Below are 25953 nucleotides of genomic sequence, written 5' to 3' on the forward strand. Positions count from 1 at the left end.
TGCTCCGCCTCTCGTGAAGTCGACAGGCCGAATATATTGTCACATGCGCATATGTGCAATACAGGTGAGCCTAAGTTCACCATGTCTTAAGCCACACACGGAAGCCATCCCCCAGGAGGGCCTTCCCGAAACCTGGACTCGCCACGCACCGCTACCGAAGCGCCCGGAAGAACCCCCGCAACTGGCCGACGAAGGCCTCGGGCTGCTCGAACGCAGCGAAGTGACCGCCTTCGGCCAGCACCTCGTACCAGCGAAGATCGGTGTAGCGCAGCTCCGCCCAGCGCCGTGACGGCCGGATGATCTCGCGCGGGAAGATCGAGATACCCGAAGGAACTTCAACGGCCGAGACGTCCTGCTTCTTGTTCTCCCAGTAGATCCGCGCCGACGAGGCCGCCGTCGCGGTGAACCAGTAGACGGAGATCGCGTCGAGCATCTGCCGCCAGGACAACGCGGTCTCCGGCGAGCCGTCGTTGTCGGTCCACTCCCGGAACTTCTCCGCGATCCACGCCGCCTGCGCCGCGGGCGAGTCGGCGAGCCCGTAACCGAGCGTCTGCGGCCGCGTGGCCTGCTGCTGCGCGTACGCCGACCCGACCTCGCGGAATCGCGCGAGATCACCGATCGCCGCCTTCTCCACGACCGTCGGTTCACCGAGGACGGCCTCGTCATACGGGACGCCCGCCATGTTCACGTGGACACCGATCAGCCGCTCCGGCGCGACCTTGGCGAGCATGTTCGTCACCCCGGCACCCCAGTCGCCGCCCTGCGCGGCGTAGCGCTCGTAGCCGAGCCGTCCCATCAGCTCGTCCCAGGCCCGGGCGATGCGCTCGACGTTCCATCCCGTCGACGACGGCTTGTCACTCCAGCCGAACCCCGGCAGCGACGGCGCCACGACGTGGAACGCGTCCGCCGGATCACCCCCGTGCGCGGCGGGATCGGTCAACGGCCCGAGCACGTCGAGGAACTCCACGAGCGACCCCGGCCAGCCGTGCGTGAGCACGAGCGGCGTCGCGTCCGGCGCCGGCGAGCGGACGTGCAGGAAGTGGATCCCGAGACCGTCCACAGTGGTCTTGAACCCCGGGAAAACGTTGACACGGTCAGCCAAACCGAAGTCGTAGTCCTCCGCCCAGTACCGGCACAGCTCCCGCGCGAACTCCAGCGGAACTCCCTGCTCCCAGCCGTCCACGGTGGCCGGCTCGGGCCAGCGCGTGGCGCGGAGGCGGGCACGCAGGTCGGCGATGGCGGATTCGGGGATCCGCACCTCGAACGGCTCGATCATCGAGTCCTCCCCAGTTCGGTGGTGACACCGACGCTACGCATTTCCGGGCGACCCGGCCGACGGCAGACGATCGCCCGAAAAGGCCTGGTCAGTGCCACCCAAGACACCATTCTCGAGCGCCGCGGCGGCTAACGGCCACCACTCGGAAGTGACCGCGGGGACATGCGCTAAGCTTTCAACGTCGCTCAGGCGGCAACGCCCTCGTAGCTCAGGGGATAGAGCACTGCCCTCCGGAGGCAGGTGTCGCAGGTTCGAATCCTGCCGAGGGCACACTTACGAACAGCGCTTTCTGTTGCGCATCCACATCGGTCACACCATCATCCGTGACATCTTGGCCGGCTTCACTCGATCCGCGATTCGATCGCGGAGTTCGGCATGGCGAGGCTGAGACCCGCGAGTAGCTGGATGCCAAGTATCAAGCCCATCGCGAGCACTCTCCGTCGCTTGCTCTGCCGCTACATGGACAGCTACTCCGTCAACATCGAAGATTGAGCCCATGAGCCAGCCGATCGCTCAGGCCACCATGCAGGTCAGGATCGTCGAAGGGCACTTCCTCATCGAAGACGGCGACATCGACCCGCCGGCTTTCCCGGCCTTCCAGGGGGCCGACGACTGGCTGCTCACCACCGACAACGAGATCACCGTCTGCAGCGCTTCGGGAGAATGGCACGTCCTCGAAGCGCTGCTTCAGCGGTGGACCACCACACCGCCCTCCCCCGGCCCCGGCTGGGAGGTTCACCAGCAGCGGCGGTGTCACTTCTCCAGCGGCGTCCTCGACATCCTGAACCCCGCACGCGAAGAAATCTTCGGCACCTTCTACCTCGAAACACCAGGCTCGTACCACGTACGGGCCCACACCTCCGACCGAGAAAACACCAGACGCATGCTCGACAACGCCGCGATCACCGCCGGAGACCAACCCATCCACGTCATCGAACGGTTCCTCATCCAGTTCTGGCCGGCACCAGAACACACCGGCGACCACACCTCGACAGCGACCGAACCGCACGCCCCGGACCGGCTCACCGACGTCACCACGCTCGAGCGAACCGCCCGAGAACGGCGACAACGAGCCAACGACACGCAGTGAGAAGTGCCGCAGCACCGATGTTCACCCGGCGCGTTGACCGCGGGATAGCCACGGCTCGACGCTCGGTGGGCACGGGCGCGGTTTCCCTTACAACACAGGAAAAGTTCTTACTCACGGGTTGCCGCCTGATCCCGGCGGCAGTACGCGCGCGCTCTGCGACTGCTTGTCGGCGTGTATCGCGGGCGTTTGACCACAGTGGACACCGGTTAGAACCTCTCACTCTCCCTCTTGACACTCACGGCACAGTAGCTATAGCTTCTAACCATCGCAACAAGCGCTAACCAAGGAGAGTCATGTTCCGCACCTCACGCCGCCGGATTGGCACCCGCGCCGCCCTGCTCACGGTCCCGCTGGCCCTCGTCGGTGTCCTCGGCGCCACGGCGCCCGCCCAGGCGGCTCCTCTCCACCACACCAAGCCGACTTCGCTTACCTGCCAAGGAAAGGGCATCGATCGGTCCGCCAAGGTGCACTACCGGACCGAGATCTTCGTCAAGGCGCCGCTGCGCACCATCTGGAACCTGCAGACCGACGTGGAGGCCTGGCCGTCCTGGCAGAATCCCGCCATCCCCGTCACCATGAAACGGCTGGACGACGGCCCGCTGCGCAAGCATTCCCGCTTCCAGTGGACCATTCCCGTCCCGCCCGGCATGCCCTACCCGCCCGGTGACGTGACCATCGTTTCCACCGTCCGGCAACTCCAGCCCGGCAAGTGCATCCGCTGGACCGGCCCCCTCGACGGTCCCGGCGGTATGCATATCGACGGCGTCCACGTCTGGAACTTCGTCAAGGTGCCCGGCGGCGTCCTCGTCCGCACCGAGGAGAGCCACACCGGTCCGCAGGTCGACAAGGACGTGCCCGGCTCCACCGCGATGCTCGGGCAGGGCCTCGAAATCTGGCTGAAGGACCTGAAGAAGGCCGCCGAAAACCGGGGCCAATAAGCTCCTCGCATGGAGATCATCGGGCCGGACGACGCTCTTCCCTCGCGCCGGATCCGGCGGGCCGCGGTGGCGGGCCCCGCGGGATCCGGCAAGTCGACGCTGGCGCGAACCCTGTGCGAGCGCATGGGGCTTCCGTTCGTCGAGTTCGAGTCCTTCTTCCACGCGCCCGGCTGGACGGTGCGGGAGACGTGGCAGGCCGACGTCCTGGAGTTCATCGGCGGCGACGAGTGGGCCATCGAATGGCAGGGCGAGGAGGTCCGGGAGCGGATGACCGAGCGGCTGGACGTCCTGGTCTGGCTCGATCATCCGCGTGCGATGACGGTGGCACGCACGGTGGTCCGGACGCTGAAACGTCGGATGGGGCGCGGCTCGAAGATCGCCGGCGGCAACGTCGAGGGCCCGCTGCGCACGTTCTTCACCGATCGCGACCACATCGTCAAGCTCGCCTGGCGCTACCACCCGATGATCGGGGCCCGCGTCCGCAAGGTCATCGCCGAGAACCGGTATCCGGACCTCGTCGTCGTCCGCCTGCGTGGTCAGCGCCAGGTCGACCGCTGGCTCGACGGGCCCCTCGCCCGGAACCTCCGCTAGCGCAGATCCCGCACGCGCCGCACCACGCCGCGTTCGATTCGCTCCACCGTGAAACCCTCGCGCTCGCAGAAGGCTGCCGCTGGTTCGTTCGCCACGAAGTGCTCGGCGTACACCCGCTCGGCGTCCGCGGGCAACTGTCCGATGAGGACATCGAGCAACCGCGTCCCCAGCCCGCCACCGCGATGCCGGGGATGCACGCACAACTTGTGGATCACGTACTCGTCACCGTCGCGGCCGCGCTGCCCGACGCCGGCGAGGTACCCGCCCTCGTCGGCGACCACGACCGCACCGCGGGCCACGGCGGCGGCGATGTCCGTGTCGTTCCAGCACTTCCGCACCCGTCTGGTGGCTGCTTCTTCGCCGATCAACGGCGAGTAGTGGGCTCGGACCTGTTCCTCGCCGAAGCGGCAGATGGCCATGACGTCGTCTCGATCGGCGTTCCGCACGATCGCCGGCCTGCCCTGATCTGCCACTTCCGAGGACCTTTCGGGCAGTTCCCGATCACCGGGGTTGTCCCGGCCGCGCGCCCGGTGGTAACGATACGGGCGAATCAGCTTGTGCCCTACCGGTCCACTGCGGAACCAGGACCGCCGGTCTACTCTCCGTGCTGGAAGCCGGGGGTGTTCCGCCTCGTCGACCTCTCGATCGTGATCCCATCCCAACCAGGCCAAGGCGACGCATGCAACCCAATTTCGACGCAGGTGAGGACTTCGCACTCCTTTTGGAGCGAGAGGCCAAGAAACTCGAGGAAAAAGCCCATGCCCTGACGGCCGCGTTCACCGCGTCCGCGTCCACGGTGAGCTCCCCCGACGGCTCGGTGACCGTGACGGTCGAGGCCAACGGCTCGCTGAGCGCGATCGAGTTCGGCAACCGGGCCACCGCGCTGGGACCGGCCCGGCTCTCCTCCCTGGTCATGCAGACGGTGCGCGAGGCCCAGCGCAAGACCGTCGAGAAGGTCACCGAGTCGTACACCGAGATCAACGGTGAAGACGAGGCAGCGCAGTTGGTCCGCACCTTCCTGCCGAAGGTGGAGGACGAGGCACCGGCCGACCCGGAGCAGGACAAGTGGGCGCCGGAGGCGCACCACGAGGATCCGCGTCCGCAGGCGGGGTACCGGCCGCCGCCACCGCCGCCGCAGGCCGGCCCTCCGATGCCGCCGCAGCCGGGCCGCCCCGTGCGGCAGCCGAACCCCCCGGCGCCACGACCCCGGCGTCCTGCCAGCCCCGACGACGATGAAATGAGCCCGTGGTGAGCGGATTCGGTGTCAAGACGGAAGCCCTGAACGAGTTCGCCGGTCACCTCGACAAACTCGAAGACGCGCTGCGGAAGAGCGCCGGCATGGTGGGCAGCTGCGTGGCCGACCCCGGCATCTTCGGCATCTTCGGCGGCCAGATCTACGGCGCCGGCGCGAGCATGCACTGCGGGAAGGCGCGGGACCACCTGAACAAGTACTCCGAGAACGTGCAGGAGTTCTCGGACAGGGTGCGCGAGGCCGCGAAGAAGTACGACGCCAACGAACAAGAGGCCGAGAAGCTGATCACCGACGCCGGCAAGGGCATCGACGAGGTGAAGGTCAAGTGAGCGACGAGTACAGCCGCAACGACTTCGGGAACGCGACCGGCACCAAGGCCGACGACTTCAAGGACGAGAACCGCAGTTTCCTCGCGGGCAGCGGGGACACCGCGGGCGCGGGCTTCTTCGATTCCGCGTTCTCACTGAAGAAGGCCGTCGACGACGGCGACAGCCTCAGCATCGGGCTGGCCTCGGCGGGGATGGCGATCGAGATCCTCGGCATGGTCGTCGACCCGATCGGCTCGCTGCTCACCGCCGGGATCGGCTGGCTGATCGAGCACATCGTCATCTTCCGCTGGCCACTGGACTTCCTGCTGGGTGACCCGAAGGGCATCGAGGCGGCCAAGACGGCGATCTACAACGAGGGCAAGGCCGTCAAGGAGTGGTCGGAGGATCACGCGGCCGCCACCAAGAAGTTCATGGAGAAGTGGGACGGCGAGGCCGCCGACAAGTTCCGTGCCGACATGGAGGGCGTCGCCGCCCAGATCGACGCGCTCGCCGAGTACATCAACTTCGCGGGCAAGCAGATGGGGATCGCCGGTGCCGTGATCGGCGCGGTCCGCGGCATCGTCCGCGACATCATCGCCATGACGCTGGCGGGCATCCTCAAGGCCGCGATCGTGGCGGTGGCGCTGGCGCCCGTCACCTTCGGCGGTTCGATCATCGCGGCGATCGGCTCCATCATGACCACGGTCGCCGTGGCGATCGCCAAGATCGCCAAGCAGATCGCCGACACGGCCAAGAAGCTCGCCGAGATGATCAAGATCCTGGCCAAGACGCGCGGCGCGGCCGACGAGGTCGTCAAGCTGACCCTCGCCGGCGGCAAGGTCACTCTGCCCAAGCCGAAACCCGGCGGTGGCACGCCGATGCCCGGCGGCAAGAAGCCGATCGAGGGCCCACCGCCCAAGCCGGGTGACACCACTCCGGAGGCCACGCCCAAGCCCCCTCGGGAAAAGCTCAGCGACATGCCCCTCCGGGTCGTGCGCGAGAAGCTGGCGAAGGAACTGGAAGGGGTGGACGGGGCGGCGGACATCCTGAAGCGGTTCGACTACTGGAACAGCTTCCCGATCGGCGACCTGCACAAGCGGTTCCCCAAGGTGGCGGACGCGATCGAGAAGACGACCAAGATCCTCAGCGACCCGACCTACGGCGCTTCGGGCATGGCCGGGAAGACCATCGTCGAGCTGACGAAGGCCATCCCGCCTGCCGCGAACGAGAAGCCGCCGGAGGACAAGGAAGAGAAGTAGGCAACGCGGCCCCGTACCGGTGTTCCGGTACGGGGCCGCCTGTGCTTTCGTTCGGGTCATGACTGAACGGGTGAACATCTCCTCCGGCGGGGACTACGAGGCGGTCTTCGGCTACAGCCGGGCGGTGCGCGTCGGCGAGCACATCCACGTTTCCGGGACCACGGCGCGCGAACCCGCCCGTTCGGGCGACGCGTACGAGCAGGCCGTGGCCGTGCTTTCGCTCATCGAAGCCGCGCTGCGGGACGCCGGTTCGAGCATGGTCGCGGTGGTGCGCACGGTCACCTACGTGACCGACATCAAGGACGCCGATCTGGTGGCGCGGGCACATCGGGAAGCCTTCGGTGACGTACTGCCCGCGGCCACCATGGTCGAGGTCTCGGCGTTGCTCGACCCGAAGATGAAGGTCGAGATCGAGGCGTACGCCGTCGAGAAGTAGGTCACCTCCCGAAGGATCCGACCAGCGCTTCCGGCGCTTCACGGGTCTCGTAGAGCTTCCAGAAGGCGTCGGCGAAGACGTCCGGGTGGATCACCTCGGGCTCGAAGTCCAACGGGCTCGCGGTGAGCGCCCGATGCGGCACGCTGCCCTCGATCAGCGCGCCGACGTTGACCGCCCCGGCGTAGATCCCCTTCTCCGCGAGCACGGCGTTCAGGTTGTAGAAATAGTTCCGCAGCGCGGCCTGAGCCATGCCGACGTTGCCGAGGAAAGGCGCCGGGTGCAGGCCGGACTGCCCGGCGGTGAACAGGATCGCGCCGTCGCCGCGTTCCGTCATGGCCGGCAGTACGGCCCGCACCAGCGCCACCGCGGACACCAGGAAGCGGTCGAGGATGAGCCGGAGGTTCTCCGGATCCACGTCGAGCACCGGCACGATGCCCTCGCCCATGGTCCCGCCGCCGGGGTTGAACGCCACCGCGTCGATCGGGCCGATGGCGGTGACGGCGGCCGCGATCTGCGCCGGCTCGTAGACGTCGGCGACGAACCCGCTCGCTTCGATGCCATCGCCGTCGAGTTCGGCGACGAGCGCGTCGAGGTTTTCGGTGGTGCGCGCGACGAGGGCGATGCGGAAGCCCTCGCGGCCGAAGCGGCGCGCGAGCGAAAGTCCCAGCACCGGTCCGGCGCCGAAGATCGCGAGCGTCTTGGTCATTGTGTCCTCCCGAGGACTTAAGTTGAGGGTCTCCTCAACTTATACCCGTAACTTGAGGGCACCTTCAACTTGACTACGATGCCGTCATGACCAAACCGCTGCGGAAGGACGCCCAGCGCAACCGCGACCTGCTGGTCGAGGCCGCCAGGGGGCTCTACGCGGAGCGCGGCCTCGACGTCGCGCTCGAAGAGATCGCCAAGACCGCGGGCGTCAGCATCGGCACGCTGTACAACCACTTCCCCCAGCGCGCGGACCTCGTGAACGCCGTGTTCGCCGACCGGGCCGAGACCGTCGCGAAGCTGGCCGAACACGCGCTTTCCCTGGACGATGCCTGGATCGGCTTGACGTCCTTCATCGAACGGGTCTGCGAATTGCAGGCCGCCGATCGCGGCTACAACGAACTCGCCGCAGCACGTCCGCCGCAGACCGAAGACCTGGAACGCGGCTACGAACTCATGACCCGGATCGTCGAGCGCGCCAAGGAGAGCGGTGCCCTGCGCGCCGACTTCACCCTCGAGGACATGGCCTTCGTGACCTGGGGGATCGCGCGGACCGTGGAGGCGACCGCGGCCGTCCGGCCGGAGGTCTGGCGCCGCCATCTCGCGTTGCTGTTCGACGGGATGCGGGCGCCCGCCGCGAATCCGCTGCCGGAGCCCCCGTTGCTCCCCGGGGAACTGGCCGGGATCATGGGCGGCTGCGACTGAGGGCAACCCTCCGCTCTTCCGGTGCGTGTTCACCCCGGAGGGGATCCCATGAAGACGAAACCGTTACTCATCGCGCTGACCCTGTTCGCGGCCACCGCCTGTTCCGGAGAGCCACCGCCGGCCCCGGCGACGGTCACCGTCACCCCGACGTCCTCGGTGCCGACATCGCCTGCCGTACCGGACGCCAAGACCGTCGCCTGGCTCGACGGGGTGTGCGGCGCGGTGTACGGCTACATGAAGGCCCACGACGAGTACTCGCGCAAACAGCGGTCGGGAACGGAAGTGACCCGCGGGGCGCTGAAGGAAGAACTCGGGATTCGCGCGGGTTTCGCGGGCAAGGCCGTCGACGACCTGACCGCGCTGGCCCCGTCACCGATTCCCGGCGGCGATGCGGTGAGGAAGTCCCTTGTGGACCAGTACACCGCCGCGAGGGACGCGGCCGCCGCGGGCAAGCAGCGGCTGGAGAAGTCCGGGAACGAAGCCGCCATGGACGCGGCCATCGAGGCGATGGCCGCCACGCAGAAACCGGTCACGGACACCCCCGATCTCCTGCCCGCGCTCAAAATCGAGACGCCGGAGCTCATGGCCGCCGCCGCGGAGGCCAAGAAATGCGTGCCCGTTTGAGGACGGTCCGCTCGGGGCGGTCGCGATCGTGTCGCGAAAGCCACTTTCGGGACATCACACGTCGCGAAAGTGGCTTTCGCAACCTGCCACCTTGCCTTACCCCTCACTTCAAGCGAACCCGACCGCTCAGGCAGGCGGGGTGAACCCGGGCGGCATCGCCATCGGCCGCCCGGTGTTCAAACCGCCGTCGACGAGAACGGAAGTCCCGGTCAGATAAGCGAAATCCGGGGACGCCAGGGCGAGGACGGCCGAAGCGATCTCCGCGGCTTCCCCCATCCGCCGCAGGCCGTGGACGTTCAGCGGCCCCCACGCCTCCTTGAATCGCGCCCACAGGTCGTCCGGGATACCCGGCGGGCGCACGAGCCTGGTGTCGACCGTTCCCGGATCGATCGAGAACACCCGGATCCCCTTCGCGCCGTAGTCCAGGGCGGCCGCGCGCACGAGGCCCTGCACGGCGCGTTTGCTCGAGGTGTAGGCGGCGTGCCCCGGCCTGGTCTGATCGGCCTGCGCCGACGCGGTGCAGACGATCACCCCGCCGCCCGCCTTCAGCAGATGCGGCACCTCGTGCTTGATCGAGAGGAACACGCCGCGCGCGTTGGTGCGCTGCACGTCCTCCCACTCGTCGAGGGAGATCTCGTGCAGCGGCTTGCCGAGATGGATCCCGGCGTTGTTGAACGCGATGTCGAGTTTGCCGTACCGCCGGACAACGCCGTCCACAAAGGACTGGACCTGTTCGGGAACCCGGACGTCCGCCCGGAGATAGGTCGCTTCCCCGCCCGAGCGGCGGATCTCCCGCTCGACCTCACGCCCGAGCTCTTCCCGCCTGCCACAGAATCCGACTTTCGCGCCGGCCGCGGCGAAGGCGATGGCCGTCGCGCGGCCGATCCCCGACGTCGCCCCCGTGACGAGCACGACCTTGCCCGCGAACCGCCGCCGGTCCTCCCCCGCCGTGGCCGTGTTCGCCGCCAGCATCGTGACACCGGCCGCCATCGCGCCCCCGAGCACCGCGCGCCTGCCCACTGTCCCGTCCACGATTCCCTCCAGATGGATAGCCTTACTTCCCAAAACAGAAAGTAGGGCTATCCGTCTGAGAAAGCTCTCAAGAATCGATCTCCGGCGTGATCCCGCCCGCCGCGGCCAGTGCGCGATGCAGCGCCAGCTCCGCGGTCGGCCCTTCGGCCAGGACGATCCCGGTGCACGACCGCTGATCCGCGAGGTGCCGGATCTCGTCGCCGGGGCTCGCCGTCGGATACCACTCCGGCGAGCCGGGCAGCCCGGGCAGCCTGTCGAGCCCCGACCAGCCCTTCAGCACGCCTTCCGCGGCCGGGTACGCCAAGACGAACCCGATCCCCGGCCCCCCACCGACTTCCTGGCTGAGCAAAGCGGGTTCCTCGCCCAGCGCCATGGCGATCATCGCGGAATAGACGTTGGTGCCCAACGACCGGCACAACGCCTCGCCGAGCATCGCCCCGCCGATCCGGATGTTGATCTCGACGACCTCCGGGCCGTCGGCGGTGAGCACGAATTCGGTGTGCGCGAAGCCCTGCTCGTGTCCGGCGGCCTTGAGCACGCGGCCGATCCAATCGGCCAACCCGGCGTACTCGGCCGCGGGGAAGGCCACCGGAAACGCGGCGGCCTCCTCACGCCGCACCGGCTCGGGCGACAGCTGCCGGGAGAGGATCCCGAGCAGCCTGGTCCTTCCTTGCCAGGTGACGGTTTCCGCGCTGTAGAGCGGGCCGGCGAAATACGGTTCGGCGATCAGATGCCCCTTGAGCGGCGTGGTCTTCGCCTCCAGCCTGGCTCGGTCGAGTTCGGCCTGATCGCGAACGAGCCACACGCCCCGCGACGACGTTCCCGAAGAATCCTTGACCACCAACGGAAACCCGAGCTCCTCGGCGACCATGACCGGCACCGGCCTGCCGCGCGTGAGCCCGTGTTCGTACAACCGGTCGCGCACCGCGCCCTTGTCCCGCAGCACCCGCACGGCGGCCGCGTCCGGCCCGGGCAGGCCGAGCCGGGCGGTGAGTTCCGCGCCGGGCAGCGCCCACGTGTCGGTCGAATTGATGATCCCGGCGAGGTCCGGGATGGCGCGCAACGCGGTTTCACAGGCCGCGATGTCGATGGTGTCGATGTCGACGACCTCGACCCGGCCCGGCCCGAGCGCGCCGAGTTCATAGCGGTAGATGTCGCGATTTCCGGTGAACAGCACCAGCTTCCGCCCGGCCTCCGCGGCCGCGTCGGCGAGCCTGCCCAGGCCGAAGGTGAGCGCTTCCAGCAGAACGACGGTCATGACACCCGCTCCTTCCGGTACAGCGGCTGTGCGGGAATCCCGAATCGGCGGCGGCTCCAGTCCATCGCCGCCCACGGCAGGGCGAGTTCGTCCAGTGAAGCGATCTCGCGCGGCGCGAGACCCGCCGGGTCGACGGCTTCCCGATGCCGCGCGAAAACCCTTGACGTGTACCGGTGTCCTGTGTCGGCACCGATCACGACGTGGGTCCGATCCGGATTTCGCGCCGCCTCCCAGCCCGCGACGAGATACGCCGCACCGGTGGAAAGCCCGGCGAACACGGCGTGCTCACGCATCAGGCCGACGGTGGCGGCCATCGCGTGCACGAAGTCCAGCCAGTGGATCCGGTCGTACAGTTCGTGATCCACGTTGCCGAACGGGATGGCGGAACCGATCCCCGCGATGATCGCGTCCGGATCGGTGAACCGTTCGCTGCCGAAGGTGACACTGCCGAACGGCTGGACCCCGGTCAGGCGGACGTCCGGATCGCGTTCGCGCAGCGACCGCGCGATCCCGCCGGTCGACGCGCCCGTGCCCACACTGCCGACGACGGTGAGCGGCCCGGACGGCAGCGCGCGGGCCACGAGATCGGCGACCTCGGCGTAACCCAGGTAGTGCACGGGATCGTGGTACTGGCGCATCCAGTGCATGTCCGGATGACGTTCCAGCAGTTCGTGCACGCGCGCGACGCGGCGCCGCTGGTCGAGGCGGAGATCGTCCGACGGCGGCATCTGATCCACCGTCGCGCCCAGGATCTCCAGCTGCGACCGCATGGTGAGGTCGACGGTGGTGGACGCGACGATATGGCAGCGCAGGCCGTAACGATGACAGGCCATCGCCAGCGCGAGCGCGTAGATCCCGCTGGAGCTGTCGATCAGTGTCTGTCCTTTTCGGACGGTACCGTCGGCGAGCAGCGACCGCACCGCGCCGAGCGCCGCGTAGACCTTCAGGGTCTCGAAGCGGATCAGCACGACGTTCGGTTCGAGCCGGATCAACGCGGGCGTCTTGATCGCGTCGGTGACGTGTTCGTGGACCAGCGCGGACATCGCGGTCACCGGCCGATCGAGCGCAGGTACGCGGCCAGCGATTCGGCGCCCGCCGCGTTGCGCGGGCCGCTCACGAGGTCTCCGTACGAGATGACGTGGAACCGGTTGTCCCGCACGGCGGGTGTGTTCTTCAGCTGCGGCGCGGATTTGATGAACGCGATCTTTTCCTGCGCGGGCTGATCGGCGTAGTCCACCACGACGATCACCTCGGGTTCGGTCTTGACCACGGCTTCCCAGCCGACGCTCCCCCAGCCGTCCGGGAGATCGCGGAAGACGTTCGTCCCGCCCGCCGCGTCGATGATGTCTTGGGGGGCGGCGTGTTTTCCGGACGTGAACGGCTGGTCGGTGCCGGAGTCGTAGACGAACACCTTGGCGGGCGGTGTCTTCGGTGCTCCGGCGCGAACCTTGTCGAAGCGCCCCTTGAGTTCCGTGACCAGCTCGTCGGCCCGCTGGCGGACGCCGAAGATGTCGCCGAGATTGCGCAGGTCGGTGTAGAGCGCCTCGAGCGGCGTCACTTCCGACCTCGCGGTCGGATACTCCCAGCAGGTCTCGGTGTGCAGGTAACTCCGGATGCCGACCTGCTCCAGCAGTTTCGGCGTGATCCCGCGTTCCTCGCTGAAACCGGAGTTCCAGCCCGCGATCACCCAGTCGGCCTTGGCGTTGACCAGGATCTCACGCGTGACCCGCGAGGTGCCGAGCCGCTCGACCTTGGCGTAGTCGTCCTTCCACGGCGAACCGGCGATCGACGGGTCGCCGAGCGAATTCATCACGTAGCCGCGCATCCGGCCGGCGAGCCCGAGCGCGAACATCTTCTCGGCGCCCGAAACGTCGTAGGCGACGGGACGTTGCGGTGCCGGGAAGGCGACTTGCGCGCCGCAATTGGTCACGGTGGCCTGTGCCGGCGCGGTCGGTCCGGCCTCGACCTGGGCACCGCAGGCGCTCAGGAGCAGTGCCGCGGCGAAGAGCGCGATCACCCTGGACGGCTTCATCGTGGGATCCCCTCGGTTTCATCGGCAGGAAGGTCGTAGAGCAGTTGGAGCGCCCCGGTCACGGGGTGGGTCACCTGGGTGACCTCGACGCCGAACACGGCACGGACCGTTCCGGGGGTGAGCACTTCGGCCGGGGTTCCGCAGGCGGCCAGCGATCCGCCGCGCAGCAACGCGATCCGGTGACAGACGGCGGCGGCGAGGTTGAGGTCGTGCAGCGCGACGAGCACGGTGAGCCCGCAGTCCCGCAGGAATTTCAGCAGTTCCACCTGGTGGCGGACGTCGAGATGGTTGGTCGGCTCGTCGAGGACCAGCACCTCCGGTTCCTGCACGAGCGCCCTCGCCACCAGGACCCGCTGCCGTTCGCCACCCGAAAGCGTCAGCACACTGCGCTGGGCGAGATGGGTGATGTCCATCCGCCGCAACGCTTCCCGGCACAGCGCGCGTTCGCGGGCCGACAGCCGGAGATTGCCGCGCTGATGCGGCGACCGCCCGAGCGCGACGACCTCCTCGACGGTGAAGTCCAGATCCGCCCGGCTGTCCTGGGTGAGCGCGGCGATCCGGCGGGCGGTGTCGCGCAGGCCCTGCTCGGCGAGATCGGTCCCGTCGAGCAGGACCGCGCCGCCGGACGGTGACAGCGCCCGGTAGACACAGCGCAACGCCGTCGACTTGCCGCTGCCGTTGGGGCCGAGAAGGCCGACGACCTCGCCCGCGCCGACGTCCAGGCACAGCTCGCGGATCAGCGTCGACCCGGCCACCTCGACGGAGAGTTCGCGCAGTGACAGCATCAGCGACCTCCGAACGCGTAGCCGCGGCGCCGCATCACGACGAGGAACACCGGAACGCCGATGAGCGCGGTGATCACGCCGATCGGCAGTTCCTCGGGCGCGACGAGCGTGCGGGCGAGCAGATCGACCCACACCAGGAAGACCGCGCCCACCAGCGGCGCGAGCGCCAGCACCCGGCGGTGCCCCGAACCGGCGATCATCCGCACCACATGCGGCAGGACCAGCCCGACGAACCCGATCGAACCGCTGACCGCCACCAGCAGACCGGTGACGACCGCGGTGAGCAGGAAGAGCCAGCGGCGCAACGCGGCCGCGTCGGTACCGAGGCTCATCGCGGTCTCGTCGCCCATGGACAGGACGTCGAGCGCGGTGCCGTACCGGAGCAGGACCACGACGGCGACGGCCACCCCGAGCGCGGCCAGCGGCAGGGACGCCCACGTCGCCGCGCCGAGGCTGCCGAGCAACCAGAACAGCACGGTCTGCGCGGCCTGGCCGTTCGGCGACAGGTAGACGAGCACGCTCATCACGGCCTGGAAGGCATACGTGAGCGCGACGCCGGTGAGCACGAGCCGCAACGGCGTCAGGCCGAATTTGCTGCGGGCGGCGAGATAGACGATCGCCGTCGCGGCCAGCGCGCCGAGGAAGGCGGCCGTCGACAGCGCCAGCACGCCGAGCCCGGCGAACAGGCCGAACACCACGACGGCGGCGGCACCGACCGAGGCGCCCGACGAGATCCCGAGCACGAACGGATCGGCGAGGGCGTTGCGGACCAAGGCCTGTACCGCGACGCCGACCACCGCGAGCCCCGCGCCGACCACGGCCGCCAGCAGCACCCGCGGCGTGCGGACCTGCCAGACGATCGAGTACCCGGTGACCTCGTCGCCGGTGATGGTGCCGCCGGTGATCGCCTTTCCCAGGTAGCGCAGGACATCCGTGAGCGCGACGTTCGACGGGCCGAGCGCGATGCCCGCGATCAGCGAGATCAGGAGCGCGACCGACAGCAGGAGCACCGGGCCCGTGAGCCGGAGCGGGCGCGCGGTGCCGTCGTCCGGTTCCGCGAAGAGGCGGAGAGGTTCAGCCGGCACGTTCACCACGCACGATCAGGCGGCGCGCGTGGTTGTCGTACGGCGAGCCGTCGAAGTCACCGAAGCACTCGACGCCGGCGAAGCCCGCCGTCTCGAACAGCGCCTTCAGTTCCGCGGCGCTGTATAAGAAGGACAGGATCGACGCCTGCTTCACCTCTCCGCCGCGGACGAGGGTCCACTCGGTCCTGAGCCGCGTCCAGTCGTCGAGGATGGTGTCGCGCATGAACACCGTCCCGCCGTCGACGTCGACCGCCTTCGGGCGGCCGACCCAGCCGGCCAGCACCTCCTTGCCGAGAACGTCGATCAGCAGCCTGCCGCCGGGCGCGAGACTGGCGTGGGCGTTTCGCAGCACTGTGAGGTTGTCGCCGGGCTCGGTGAAGTAGCCGAACGACGTGTACATGTTGATGATCAGGTCGTACGCGGCGGGTTCGGTGTATTCGAGCATGTCGGCCTGGATCAGCTTCGCTGCGACTCCCGCGTTTTCGCAGGCTTCGCGCGCGCGTTCGAGCATCGCCGGGCTGAGGTCGACGCCGGTCACGTCGGCGCCCTTCTTCGCCAGCGGCACGACGTGGATCGCCGGGCCGCACGCGAGATCGAGCACCTTCGCGCCGTCGGCGACTTCGAGCAGCGGTGACGAGGCCGTCAGGCGTTCGGCCTCTTCGGCCCGGCTGGGCGGGAACATCACGTCCGCGAAGCCGACCCACAGGTCGTCGTCCTCGTACCAGTGCATCTCTCTCCGCTCGCCGGGCCGCATGATTCAGCCCCACAAGTCGTCGAAAGGTCGTCTTCGGTTCCCGGATCCGCCACCTTTCTCGTGGAGTGATCACGGGATGGCGTGTTCGGGGCCGCTCCGTGAAGGCCTCCCTTGAGACGCTGGATGTCTTCAAGGGCCCCTTGAAGACATCAGGAGTCACCGGTGCCCGTGCCCGCCTGAAGTACATGAAGGCCCCCTTCCTTGCGCCAGGCGCAAGGAAGGGGGCCTTCATGTACTGGGCAAGGTGTGAAGGCCTCCTTCCCTACCCTCACGGTAGGCAAGGAGGCCTTCACCACCTGACCGGAACGACCACCCCGGCGCCGGGGATCACGGCGGCGGGATCAGATCGATCAGGAAAGTCTGGTCGGGCGCTCCGGAACAACGCTCCCGGACGACCTCCGTACCCGCGACGGTGTCCAGGTCGCGCAGGCCCAGACACTGACTGGTGCCGACGGGCCGGATGACGAACCGTCCCGGCTCCGCCGGATCCGCCGAGGCGATGGTGAACAACTGGTCCATACCATCGTCGTCGCATTCGTCGCGGGACTCGATGAGGTCGTGCCCCAGCCCTTCGTTCACGACCGTGAGGCAGCCGACGCCGGTCTCCGGATGGTGCCACTGGAACTGCACGGCGTTCTCTTCCCCGACGGGGTCGATGAACAGGCGCGGCGCCGCGTCACCACCGCAGATCTGCTGGGCGACGATGGCACCGGAGTAGAGCCGGGTCCGATCCCGCCCCTCCGCGAGACAGAACTCGGGTGACCGGGCGGGCCGGATCTGCGCCCAGCTGCCCACTTCCCGCACGTCCAGCCCCGGCACCACGGCCGCGGTTTCCTTGGCCTTCGAGGACGCGCCGAACGACCGCGTCAGATATCCCAAGGTCCCGACGAGGACGAGGCTCACGATCGCGGCGACGATCATCGGCGCGCGCCAGCGCCGACGGGGTCGCGATTCCGGCTCCGGCTCCGGATCGGGCGGCGGGGCGGCTTCCCCCTTCGTCTCGTCGGGGGGCCGCGGCGGTGCCCCCATCGCGATCCGGGTCCGGGCGTCGAGCCACCGCCGTACCTCTTCGTCGTTCAACCCGCACGCGCGCGTGAACGTTTCGACGAACGATTCGCGCGGCAGTGTGGTGCGCCCGAGAGTGGTCGCGACCGTACTCGCCGGAAGGGTTCCCCCGAGTTCTTTCGCCCGTCCGGCCAGCTGTCGATAAGTCAATCCGGACCACGTTCTCAATACACGCAGTGCTGCTGTGAACTCAGCCGGTGAAGCCGTCGAGTCCGGCGGGTGAACCGTCGTCGGCGACTCCCCGTCGTCGCCCCCCTCATCAACGATCATCGCTCTAGATTGACTGAGCGGATCTCAGCCGCGATACCGCCATTCAGCGGCGTCGGAAACCGCTGTTCGGACCACTCGAACGATTTCGAACAAGGCCGAACTAGCCGAAGGTTGCCCCTGCGCTGGTCAGGAAGTCAGGCTGGCCCCAGTCGGCTTGAACACCGACCGAACCTGGGGAGGCTCGGGAAAGCCGGGCCGAAGAAAAATGAGCAAACCAGAGGCATCCGCACGATCATCGTCAAGGGCGACGGTGAACCCGGTGGAAACTCCTGGTTCATCTCGGAAGGCGTCCACTGAAATCTCTGCACTGAAGACCGGATGACGCCGGCATCGCCCGCATGGGGCTGGCGATGCGCTGATTCCGAAGAAAGACCCTCGTGCGCCGCACATCTGAGCACACACGAGGAGTGAACGCTGCGTTTTCCGCAGCGAATCGACTGTTCGACACCCGTTCGAGGGCATAACCCTTCGCCATGCCCTCCGGCGGCACGTCCCGATCTCGTTCGAACTCGGTCGTCCTGAATGGCGAACATCGGATTTGTGGAGCGTTGTTGATGGATAACGGTCAAAATGCCGTCGCCGAAAGGCAGGTAGTCGTCGTCGGCGCCGGCAATGCGGGCCTCTGCGCGGGAATAGCCGCACTACAGGCGGGTGCGACGGCGGTCAGCGTCCTGGAAGCCGCACCGAAACAATTACGTGGCGGGAACAGTTCCCTGACCAGGACCATGCGTTTCTCCTGGCCGGGAAGCCCCTTCATCGCCACCCTGCTGCGGGAGGCGGACAAAGGCCGGGTCGACGAGATAGTGGCGGGCCGGACCGGGTACACCGACGAGCAGTACCTCCGCGACTGGCTGGCGGTGTCCGGCGACCAGGTGGACGTCGCCCTCATCGAATCGATCATCCGCCGTTCGACGGACGCGATCACCTGGATGCGCGACTTCGGCCAGCGCTGGGCCCCGAGGCCGACCCCGCTGCCCGGTGACGTGCCGATCGTCCTCGACGGCGGCGGCCAGAGCCTGCAGGACCGGAACTTCGACCGGTTCGAACAGCTCGGTGGAACGGTCTTCTACGGCAGCGCGGTCACCGGTTTCGAAAAGACCGCCGACGACCGCTATCTGCTCCACGGTTCCGGCCCCGCGTTCCCGATGCTCGCCGACGCGCTGGTGCTGGCGTCGGCGGGCTTCGAGGCGAACGACCGGCTGCGTGAACGCCACCTCGGCGAGGAGTGGCGGGACGTGAAGTTGCGCGGCGTTCCGTTCAACGAAGGCGCCCCGCTGACGGCGGCCATCGACATCGGCGCCGACACCGCGGGCAACTGGGAGAAGTGCCACACCACGCCGCAGGGCATCAACCTGCCCGACCACATGCTGCCGGGGCAGATGCACAAGTCCCATGGTCTTGCCCGCTACGCCTTTCCGCTGGGCGTCGTGGTCAACCGGGAAGGCCGCCGGTTCTTCGACGAGTCCGGCGGTTACAGCAACCTCACCTACGTCACGCTGGGCCAGAAGATCCAGGAACAGCCCGGAAAGATCGCCTTCCAGATCTTCGACGACAAGGTCGTCTCGGCGGGCTCGCTCCCGAAGGGCTACGTCGGCGACCCGGCGTCCGTGTCCGTCTCCTCGCTCGAGGAAGGCGCCCGGAGGCTCGGTATCGACGCGGCGAACCTGACCGCCGAAGTCCAGCGGCTGCACGACGGCCAGACGGAGAAGCGGCTCGACACGCCTCCGTTCCTGTTCGTCCCTGTGGTCTGCGGGCTGACCTTCACCTACGGCGGGTTGTCCGTGACCCCGGACGCGGAGGTACGCGGCGGTGGCGAGCCGATCAGCGGCCTTTACGCGGCCGGCGTGATCGTCGGCGGTCTTTACGACCAGGGCTACCCGGGCGGCACCGGCCTCATGGCGGGCGCCGTGCTGGGCCGGGCGGCGGGCACCTCCGCCGCCCGTCACTCCATCCGGTCACGAGGAGGGGAAGCCCGTGTCGGCACCGTCGCAGGCTGAGAAGACGATCGTGATCGTCGGGCTCGGCAAGATCGGTTCGCTGTACGCCTCCTGTTACGGAGAGGCGGGGCACCGGATCCGCACCGTGGACATCTGCGACGGCGCCGACTGGGAGCGGGTGGCGCAGGTGCCGGATCCCTCGGCGGTCGACGCCTGGGTGGTCGCCACCCCGACGGCGACCCATCTCGCGGTCGTCGACGAGATCCTGCGGCGGCAGCCCGACGCCCGTGTCCTGCTCGAGAAACCGGCCTGCTACCCGGAAGACCTCGCCGGTCTCGGCCACACGGTCCGGCGCCACCCCCGTGCCCGGATCATCGTCAACGACGTGTATTCGCACAGTGAAGCCGTGCAGCGCTTCGCGGCGTCGGTGCGGGAACTCGCCGGCTTCGATCCGATCAGGAAGATCACCGTCGAATTCACCAAGAACCGGGAATTCGACGTCGCGAACGGCAGGTTCGTCGACACCCAGTACGGCGAGGCCGGTTACGAGGGCTTCCACATGCTGAGCATCCTGCGCGCGATCCTCCCTTCCGCGGAGTACCGGAGGTATCTGCGCACGGTGCCGTCTTCGGTGACGGCGGAGATGCGGGTGCGGACCACGGCGCCCGGCATCCCGGAGGTCGAGCTCTACACGTCGTCGACCGGCGCCATCGCCTTCCCCGAGCTGGCCGGATTCGCCTTCCCGGAAAGGGTTTCGGCGGACTTCATCACCCCATCGATGATCCCGTACGGGTCCGAGTTCCGGTACCGGTTCGCGGACGTCGAACTCTTCTCCGGGAAGCACGTAACCCTGGTCTTCGAACCGTTCTTCGGTTCGGAGCCCGACCACAAGAACATCCACGCCGTCCACCTCCGGGACGCCGCCGTTCCGGCGCGCCATTTCCTGATCGCCGTCAACCATTTCAAGGAGGCACTTCTGACCCAGCTCGACCTTTTGCAGCACCTCGACGAGGGCACCACGGTGGTCCGCCCCGCCGAGCACCGGTTCCTCGCCGCGCTGGGCTCGGCGATGTTCACCGGAACCTTCCCGCAGACAACGGAAAACGAGAAGTTCGCACGAATTGGGAGCGAAGCATGACGCGAAGCATCGAGGATCTTTCGGCACTGTTGCGGCCGGCCAAGGACATGCTGCCCGAGGTCTCGGACCGCGAGGTCGCGCTGGCCGAGGTCACCGGCCAGATCAAGAACGACGACGCCGCCCGTGCGCTGTTCGCGAAGGCGTGCCGGTTCGAGGCACCCTTCACCGCGAGCTGGATCCACGGCCCCGGTGACGAATCCCCTTACCTGTCCTTGGAGCTGGCCGCGTCGTCGCTGGACGACGACCGGTATCGCGCCCTGCTCGCCGACGTCGTGCTGTCGACGTCGACCTCGATCCCTTACGACTACCGGGCCATGGCCGCGGAAAGGCTCGTCCAGGCCGGAACGGGCGAGTACGCCGTCGCCCTCCAGGAGATCGTCGACTCCTACGAACCGCTGCCCGCCCGGGGACTCCAGGCGAAGATCGCCGTCCCCACCGACGGCATCGACCACCTCTTCGACATCCCCGAAACCGTGACCGGCAGGCTCAACCTCCTGATCGCGGCCAGCAGGGCGAAAACGCTGGAGAGCAGGCACATGCTCGCCGTGCGGATCCTCGCGAACGGTGTCCTGCCGTCGGAACCGGCCGGTGAGCCGGAGCGGCTGATCCTCGAAGACGTCGGGACGAGCATGGTGGCGGCGTCGGACTACCTCGTGCCGTGGGACCAGGAATTCCCCGGGGAGCACGGTTCCGGCCTCACGCTCGCGGAACTGGTGCGCATCACCCTGATGTGCGGGGAATTCTCGCTTCCGGACACGACCGTGCGGCCGATCCTGGTCGACTTCTACCGCTCGGTGCTGCGCACCTGCGGCCGCTCGATCATCGGTCTGTCGGCGGGGGTGTTCCATGTGGAGCACGGCACGCTCGCCACGCCTTCGTACTACTACCAGGGCCGCGACGCGATCCTCGGCAAGGGCTGCGTGATCGACTGCGTCGGCGGGGCGGTGCTGCAGGCGGGTTCGTTCCTCGGCGGCGGCTACATGCCGATCCTGATCCACACCCACAAGCACATCCGCAAGGGCGGCCAGGCCGCCGCTTCGGAGCGGAAGCAGATCCTTCCGTGCGTCTTCGCCGCGGAGGCGGGCGCCCGCTATCCGATGGACGCCATCGGCCTGTTCGAAACGGTGGACTACCTCGGCAAGGAGACCCCGTACGAGGGGATCAGGGCCATCCCCCACGCCAAGTGATTCACGGCTCGTCCTGCTGAAAATCCGTATCTCGCGAGGGCGCCGGGCAGTGCGGCTCCGTGCTGCCCGGCGCCATCGAAACTGGAGGGTAAGGGAAATGGGTGCAACTATGGGGGCAGAGGTCGCCGTCATCGGCGCGGGCTACGTCGGGCTGACCACGGCCGCGTGCCTCTCGTCCTTGGGACACCGCGTCGTCTGCGCGGACGTCGACCAGGAGAAGGTCGACGCGCTGCGGCGCGGTGAGGCGACCATCAGGGAACCGGGGATCTGCGAACTCGTGGTGGACGGGCTGGCGTCCGGGCATCTGCGGTTCGTCCTCGGCGCGAGCGCGGCGGCGGCCGGGGCGGACATCGTGATCCTCTGCGTGCCGACCCCGATGGGCGCGAGCGGCGCGGCGGATCTGTCCACTTTGGAATCCGTCGTGGCGGAGGTGCGGGATCTGCTGCCGCCCGGCTGCGTCGTGGTGAACAAGTCGACGGTCCCGGTCGGCACGGCGGCCCGCGTCGCGGACCTGATCGATCGCCCCGACGTGGCGGTCGTGTCCAATCCCGAGTTCCTGCGCGAAGGGTTCGCGGTCTACGACTTCCTGAACCCCGACCGGATCGTGGTCGGTTCGGCCGACCGTGACCCGGTCCCCGCCCGCCGGGTCGCCGAGCTGTACGACAAGCTCGACACCTCCGTGCTGGTGACCGATTCCGCGAGCGCGGAGATGATCAAGTACGCGTCCAACTGCTACCTCGCGACGCGTCTGTCCTTTGTGAACACCGTCGCCGAACTGTGCGAGTACCTCGACGCGAGTATCGACGACGTGACGACCGGGATGGGGTACGACGAGCGGATCGGCAAGTCGTTCCTGCGCCCGGGTCCTGGCTGGGGCGGTTCCTGCCTGCCGAAGGACACTTTCGCGCTGTTGCGCACCGCGGAATCGGCCGGCAGCGACTTCGCCCTGCTGCGAGCGGCGATCGAGACCAACGTGAAGCAGCAGGAGCTCGTGGTCGACAAGGTGCGCAAGGCCGTCGGCGGCGACCTCGCCGGCGTCCGGATCGGCCTGCTCGGTTTGACGTTCAAGGCCGGGACGGACGATCTGCGGGATTCCCCGTCGCTGGCGATCGCGGCGCTGCTGGCCGCCGAGGGCGCGGAACTGACCGGTTACGACCCCAGCGTCCACGCGCCGGTGCCGGGCGTGACCGACGACGTCCGGATCGCCGGGACCGCCTATCACGCGGCGAACGGGGCGGCGGCGGTCGTGCTGCTGACCGAGTGGCCGGAGTTCCGCGCCCTCGACTGGGGGCGGATCGCCGACCGGCTCGACGGCCGGTCCGTCATCGACACCCGGAACCTGCTCGATCCGCACACCGTGGCGCGGACCGGGCTCTCCTATCAGGGCATCGGCCGTCCGGACAGCGTCTGGGCTCCCGTGGCGAACGTCGCCGAAATGGTCACGCAAGCAGGATGACCCCCGGGGGGGGCGGACGGCGAGCGGCGCTGCTCGTCGTCCACCCCTTCCAGCGCCGGAACAGGAGGACGGATGGCGAAGCGGACCCGGCCCTGGCCCGCGCTTTTCGCATTGTGCCTGGGTTTCTTCATGGTCATGCTCGACATCAGCATCGTGAACATCGCGGTGCCGTCGATGGTGCGCGAACTCGGCACCGAGCTGACCGCGGTGATCTGGGTGACCAGTGTGTACCTGCTCGCCTACGCCGTCCCGATCCTGCCCGCCAGCAGGCTGGGCGACCGGTTCGGGCCGAAGCGCGTCTTCGTCGCGGGGCTGCTCGTGTTCACCGCGGCGTCGCTGTGGTGCGGGCTTTCCGGTGACGTGGAGACGCTGATCGTCGCCCGCGCGGTGCAGGGTTTCGGCGCCGCGCTGATGACCCCGCAGACCACGGCCTTCATCACGCATCTGTTCCCACCGGACGAACGCGGCCCGGCGATGGGCGCCTGGGGCAGTGTCGCGGGCCTCGCCATGATCGCCGGCCCGGTACTGGGCGGTGTGCTCGTCGACCATCTCGGCTGGGAATGGATCTTCTTCGCGAACGTCCCGGTCGGGTTGATCGCGCTGGTGCTCACCGTCGTCCTCGTCCCCGACTGGCGGCCGGGGAATTCGCACCGCTTCGACGTTCCCGGGATCCTGCTCTTCGGCGCGGGTCTCGTCTGCGTCGTCTTCGGTATCCAAAATGGACAGACCTACGGCTGGGGAACGGCCTTCGAGGTCATCGGGGCCGGGGTGCTGCTGCTGGGTGGTTTCGTCCTGTGGCAACGGGCCAACCGCCGCGAACCGTTGCTGCCGTTACGGATCTTCCGCCACCGCGACTTCTCACTCGGTGCCGCGTCCGCGGTGATGGTCGGTTTCACCATGACCAGCATGCTGCTGCTGTTCGTCATCTACGTCCAGTCGGTCCTCGGCCTGTCCCCTGCCGACGCCGGGCTGCTCATCGCGCCGCTCGCCCTGGTGTCCGGCGGCGTCGCGCCGTTCGCGGGCAGGCTTTCGGACCGGGTGAATCCCAAGTACCTGCTGGCGTTCGGGATGCTCTCCCTGAGCGGCGGCCTGTGCCTCGTCTCGCTGGTGATCATCCCGGCGAGTTCGCCGCAGGCCCTGCTCCCCGGGCTGCTGCTCTGCGGTCTCGGGGTCGGGTTCACCTTCTCCCCGATGAACAACGTGACCCTCAACTCCGTCGAGCGTTCGCTGGTCGGCAGCGCGTCGGGCATCTTCAACACCGCGCGCCAGGTCGGCGGGGTGCTCGGCGGCGCGGCGGTCGGGGTCCTGGTGCAGGCACGGGCCGGGGCCTCGATGACGGAACGGGCGAACGAAGCGGCGGCGGCGTTGCCCGCCGAGTTCCGGCAGCGCTTCGTCGACGGTTTCACCGGGGAGGCGGGGGCGGAGGTCGCCGCCAGCGAGTTCGGCGGCACTCCCCAGGTCCCCGCGAATCTGCCGTCCGAGATCGCTGCCCAGGCACGGGAACTGGCCGCGCAGATCACCGGCGCCGCGCTCACGGACGCGGTCAAGGCCGCTTTCCTGCTTCCCGTCGGCGTGCTGATCCTCGGCCTGCTGTGCTCGGTGAGCATGCGTGGCACCCGGACCGGGTCGATCGGGCAGGACAGATCGCCCGATCGGATGGCCGCGACCCGGTGATCACCGGCGCGGACCTGGCTACCGTCGCTCCATGACACTCGTACCGACGGTCGACCTGAGCGCCTGGCACGACGGCGACCGCACACAGCTCGCGCACGCCGTCGACGAAGCGTTGAAGCGCGTCGGATTCCTGCAGGTCGTCGGGCACGGCATCCCGCGGACGACGATCGACGACATGTGCGAAGCGACCGCTGCCTTCTTCGCGCTCCCTGTCGAGGAGAAGCTCCGATCAGCGCCGGCCGACCGCGCTTCGGACCGTGGGTATGCGGCCGAAGGCACCGAAGGGCTGGCGTACAGCCTCGGCGAGACGACGCCGCCCGATCTGTCGGAATCGTTCGTCATCGGCGCGGAGCACATCGACGGCGAAGACCCCTATGGCTTCTTCGTCCCCAACATCTGGCCCGAGCTGCCGGAGAACCTGCGTCCCGCGCTCACCGCGTACGCCGACGAAGCGCACCGGGTCGCCCGAGTGCTGCTGGAGATCTTCGAGAAGGCGCTCGGGCTGCCCGACGGCTACCTCGGCGCGTACACCCAGCACCCGACACGCACCTTGCGGGTGAACCACTTCGAGCGCCGAGCCGGAGCGCCCGAACCCTTGCCGGGCCAGATGCGGCTCGGCGCCCACACCGATTACGGCATCGTCACCGTCCTCTACGCCGATCCCGTCCCCGGCCTGCAGATCCACGGCCCCGACGGTGCCTGGCACGACGTCGTTCCCGCCGAAGACGCGCTGGTGGTGAACCTCGGCGACCTCACCGCGCAGTGGACCAACGACCGCTGGCGCTCCACCCTGCACCGGGTCGTGCCGCCGTCCGGGCCGGGGCCGTCACGGCGGCGAAGCGTGGCGTTCTTCTTCGACGGCGACCACGACGCGCGGTTCGAATGCCTTCCGACCTGCCATTCCGCCGAGAACCCGCCGAAGTATCCGCCGGTACTCGGCGGCGAGCACCTCTACGCCAAGATCACCGGCGGGCGCACCCTGGAACCCGCCGACGCGATGAACACCGCGGCCGACCGCGGCTGAGGAAGAATTCCCGGCGGACCATGTCCGGTCCGGTCCGGCGGCTCCGACGTCCCCGGCAGAAGGCACCGGAGC

26 protein-coding genes and 1 tRNA gene are annotated in these 25953 nt (G+C 68.4%); 16 read left to right on the forward strand and 11 right to left on the reverse strand.

What is annotated here, in order from left to right:
• Positions 1-151 precede the first annotated feature (151 nt).
• Complete coding sequence (locus DMH01_RS04505) at positions 152-1276, reverse strand: epoxide hydrolase family protein (protein WP_125673823.1); 1125 nt, start codon at positions 1274-1276, stop codon at positions 152-154.
• A 197-nt stretch (positions 1277-1473) separates the two neighbouring features.
• On the opposite strand from DMH01_RS04505, the gene DMH01_RS04510 reads away from it, so the two are divergent.
• From DMH01_RS04510 to DMH01_RS04525, 4 genes are all read left to right on the forward strand, one after another.
• A tRNA-Arg gene (locus DMH01_RS04510) sits at positions 1474-1546 on the forward strand.
• A gap of 226 nt (positions 1547-1772) precedes the next feature.
• Positions 1773-2366, forward strand: coding sequence for a hypothetical protein (locus DMH01_RS04515; RefSeq protein WP_125673824.1), 594 nt, complete (start codon positions 1773-1775; stop codon positions 2364-2366).
• Between the two features lie 293 nt (positions 2367-2659).
• Entirely contained in the window at positions 2660-3304 is a 645-nt protein-coding gene (locus DMH01_RS04520; RefSeq protein WP_125673825.1) for an SRPBCC family protein, read from the forward strand.
• Positions 3305-3313: 9 nt separating this feature from the next.
• On the forward strand, positions 3314-3895 hold the full coding sequence (locus DMH01_RS04525) for a (d)CMP kinase (RefSeq protein ID WP_125673826.1): 582 nt from the start codon (positions 3314-3316) through the stop codon (positions 3893-3895).
• Here the strand turns inward: DMH01_RS04525 and DMH01_RS04530 are convergent.
• Complete coding sequence (locus tag DMH01_RS04530; protein WP_370323345.1) at positions 3892-4368, reverse strand: GNAT family N-acetyltransferase; 477 nt, start codon at positions 4366-4368, stop codon at positions 3892-3894. The genes DMH01_RS04525 and DMH01_RS04530 overlap by 4 nt on opposite strands.
• A gap of 206 nt (positions 4369-4574) precedes the next feature.
• Here DMH01_RS04530 and DMH01_RS04535 point away from each other — a divergent pair, with 206 nt between their 5' ends.
• From DMH01_RS04535 to DMH01_RS04550, 4 genes are read left to right on the forward strand one after another with little or no spacing between them, the layout of a single operon-like run.
• The gene (locus DMH01_RS04535; RefSeq protein WP_125673827.1) at positions 4575-5147 is read left to right on the forward strand and encodes a YbaB/EbfC family nucleoid-associated protein; all 573 of its coding nucleotides are present in this window, start codon (positions 4575-4577) and stop codon (positions 5145-5147) included.
• Positions 5144-5476, forward strand: coding sequence for a type VII secretion target (locus DMH01_RS04540; RefSeq protein WP_370308681.1), 333 nt, complete (start codon positions 5144-5146; stop codon positions 5474-5476). The genes DMH01_RS04535 and DMH01_RS04540 overlap by 4 nt, the downstream gene beginning before the upstream one ends.
• Positions 5473-6714: a hypothetical protein gene (locus DMH01_RS04545; RefSeq protein WP_125673829.1), complete on the forward strand. Its 1242-nt coding sequence runs from the start codon at positions 5473-5475 to the stop codon at positions 6712-6714. The genes DMH01_RS04540 and DMH01_RS04545 overlap by 4 nt, the downstream gene beginning before the upstream one ends.
• Before the next feature lie 58 nt (positions 6715-6772).
• The gene (locus DMH01_RS04550) at positions 6773-7150 is read left to right on the forward strand and encodes a RidA family protein (RefSeq protein WP_233621397.1); all 378 of its coding nucleotides are present in this window, start codon (positions 6773-6775) and stop codon (positions 7148-7150) included.
• Between the two features lies 1 nt (position 7151).
• Here the strand turns inward: DMH01_RS04550 and DMH01_RS04555 are convergent, their stop codons facing one another.
• Positions 7152-7856 carry an SDR family oxidoreductase gene (locus DMH01_RS04555; protein ID WP_125673830.1) on the reverse strand — a complete coding sequence of 235 codons (705 nt, stop codon included), beginning with the start codon at positions 7854-7856 and terminating at the stop codon, positions 7152-7154.
• 86 nt (positions 7857-7942) lie between these two features.
• On the opposite strand from DMH01_RS04555, the gene DMH01_RS04560 reads away from it, so the two are divergent.
• Both DMH01_RS04560 and DMH01_RS04565 read left to right on the forward strand, forming a co-directional pair.
• Complete coding sequence (locus DMH01_RS04560; protein WP_125673831.1) at positions 7943-8560, forward strand: TetR/AcrR family transcriptional regulator; 618 nt, start codon at positions 7943-7945, stop codon at positions 8558-8560.
• Between the two features lie 48 nt (positions 8561-8608).
• Positions 8609-9184, forward strand: a complete 576-nt coding sequence (locus DMH01_RS04565) for a hypothetical protein (protein WP_125673832.1) — start codon at positions 8609-8611, stop codon at positions 9182-9184.
• 126 nt (positions 9185-9310) lie between these two features.
• Here DMH01_RS04565 and DMH01_RS04570 read toward each other — a convergent pair whose 3' ends face one another.
• From DMH01_RS04570 to DMH01_RS04605, 8 genes are all read right to left on the reverse strand, one after another.
• A complete protein-coding gene (locus tag DMH01_RS04570) occupies positions 9311-10216 on the reverse strand; it encodes an SDR family NAD(P)-dependent oxidoreductase (RefSeq protein ID WP_125673833.1) in 906 nt (301 codons plus the stop codon).
• Positions 10217-10283: 67 nt separating this feature from the next.
• On the reverse strand, positions 10284-11474 hold the full coding sequence (locus tag DMH01_RS04575; protein ID WP_125673834.1) for an ATP-grasp domain-containing protein: 1191 nt from the start codon (positions 11472-11474) through the stop codon (positions 10284-10286).
• Positions 11471-12526 carry a cysteine synthase family protein gene (locus DMH01_RS04580; RefSeq protein ID WP_125673835.1) on the reverse strand — a complete coding sequence of 352 codons (1056 nt, stop codon included), beginning with the start codon at positions 12524-12526 and terminating at the stop codon, positions 11471-11473. Before DMH01_RS04580 ends, DMH01_RS04575 begins: the two co-directional genes overlap by 4 nt.
• Positions 12523-13506 (reverse strand): ABC transporter substrate-binding protein, encoded by a 984-nt coding sequence (locus tag DMH01_RS04585; protein WP_125673836.1) that lies wholly within the window; start codon positions 13504-13506, stop codon positions 12523-12525. The genes DMH01_RS04580 and DMH01_RS04585 overlap by 4 nt, the downstream gene beginning before the upstream one ends.
• On the reverse strand, positions 13503-14291 hold the full coding sequence (locus DMH01_RS04590) for an ABC transporter ATP-binding protein (protein WP_125673837.1): 789 nt from the start codon (positions 14289-14291) through the stop codon (positions 13503-13505). Before DMH01_RS04590 ends, DMH01_RS04585 begins: the two co-directional genes overlap by 4 nt.
• Positions 14291-15385, reverse strand: a complete 1095-nt coding sequence (locus DMH01_RS04595; protein WP_125673838.1) for an iron ABC transporter permease — start codon at positions 15383-15385, stop codon at positions 14291-14293. Before DMH01_RS04595 ends, DMH01_RS04590 begins: the two co-directional genes overlap by 1 nt.
• On the reverse strand, positions 15366-16106 hold the full coding sequence (locus DMH01_RS04600) for a bifunctional 2-polyprenyl-6-hydroxyphenol methylase/3-demethylubiquinol 3-O-methyltransferase UbiG (RefSeq protein WP_125673839.1): 741 nt from the start codon (positions 16104-16106) through the stop codon (positions 15366-15368). Before DMH01_RS04600 ends, DMH01_RS04595 begins: the two co-directional genes overlap by 20 nt.
• Before the next feature lie 351 nt (positions 16107-16457).
• Positions 16458-17465 (reverse strand): XRE family transcriptional regulator, encoded by a 1008-nt coding sequence (locus tag DMH01_RS04605; RefSeq protein WP_125673840.1) that lies wholly within the window; start codon positions 17463-17465, stop codon positions 16458-16460.
• A gap of 554 nt (positions 17466-18019) precedes the next feature.
• On the opposite strand from DMH01_RS04605, the gene DMH01_RS04610 reads away from it, so the two are divergent.
• From DMH01_RS04610 to DMH01_RS04635, 6 genes are all read left to right on the forward strand, one after another.
• Positions 18020-19462, forward strand: coding sequence for an FAD-dependent oxidoreductase (locus DMH01_RS04610; protein ID WP_125673841.1), 1443 nt, complete (start codon positions 18020-18022; stop codon positions 19460-19462).
• Positions 19440-20540, forward strand: coding sequence for a Gfo/Idh/MocA family oxidoreductase (locus DMH01_RS04615; RefSeq protein ID WP_125673842.1), 1101 nt, complete (start codon positions 19440-19442; stop codon positions 20538-20540). The genes DMH01_RS04610 and DMH01_RS04615 overlap by 23 nt, the downstream gene beginning before the upstream one ends.
• Positions 20537-21727, forward strand: a complete 1191-nt coding sequence (locus DMH01_RS04620; RefSeq protein WP_125673843.1) for a hypothetical protein — start codon at positions 20537-20539, stop codon at positions 21725-21727. Before DMH01_RS04615 ends, DMH01_RS04620 begins: the two co-directional genes overlap by 4 nt.
• A 109-nt stretch (positions 21728-21836) precedes the next feature.
• Entirely contained in the window at positions 21837-23183 is a 1347-nt protein-coding gene (locus DMH01_RS04625; RefSeq protein WP_233621399.1) for a UDP-glucose/GDP-mannose dehydrogenase family protein, read from the forward strand.
• Between the two features lie 72 nt (positions 23184-23255).
• Positions 23256-24857, forward strand: coding sequence for a DHA2 family efflux MFS transporter permease subunit (locus DMH01_RS04630; RefSeq protein WP_125673845.1), 1602 nt, complete (start codon positions 23256-23258; stop codon positions 24855-24857).
• Positions 24858-24888: 31 nt separating this feature from the next.
• A complete protein-coding gene (locus DMH01_RS04635) occupies positions 24889-25881 on the forward strand; it encodes an isopenicillin N synthase family oxygenase (RefSeq protein WP_125673846.1) in 993 nt (330 codons plus the stop codon).
• Positions 25882-25953 lie beyond the last annotated feature (72 nt).

Source organism: Amycolatopsis sp. WAC 04182, assembly GCF_003947465.1.
GTDB lineage: Bacteria > Actinomycetota > Actinomycetes > Mycobacteriales > Pseudonocardiaceae > Amycolatopsis.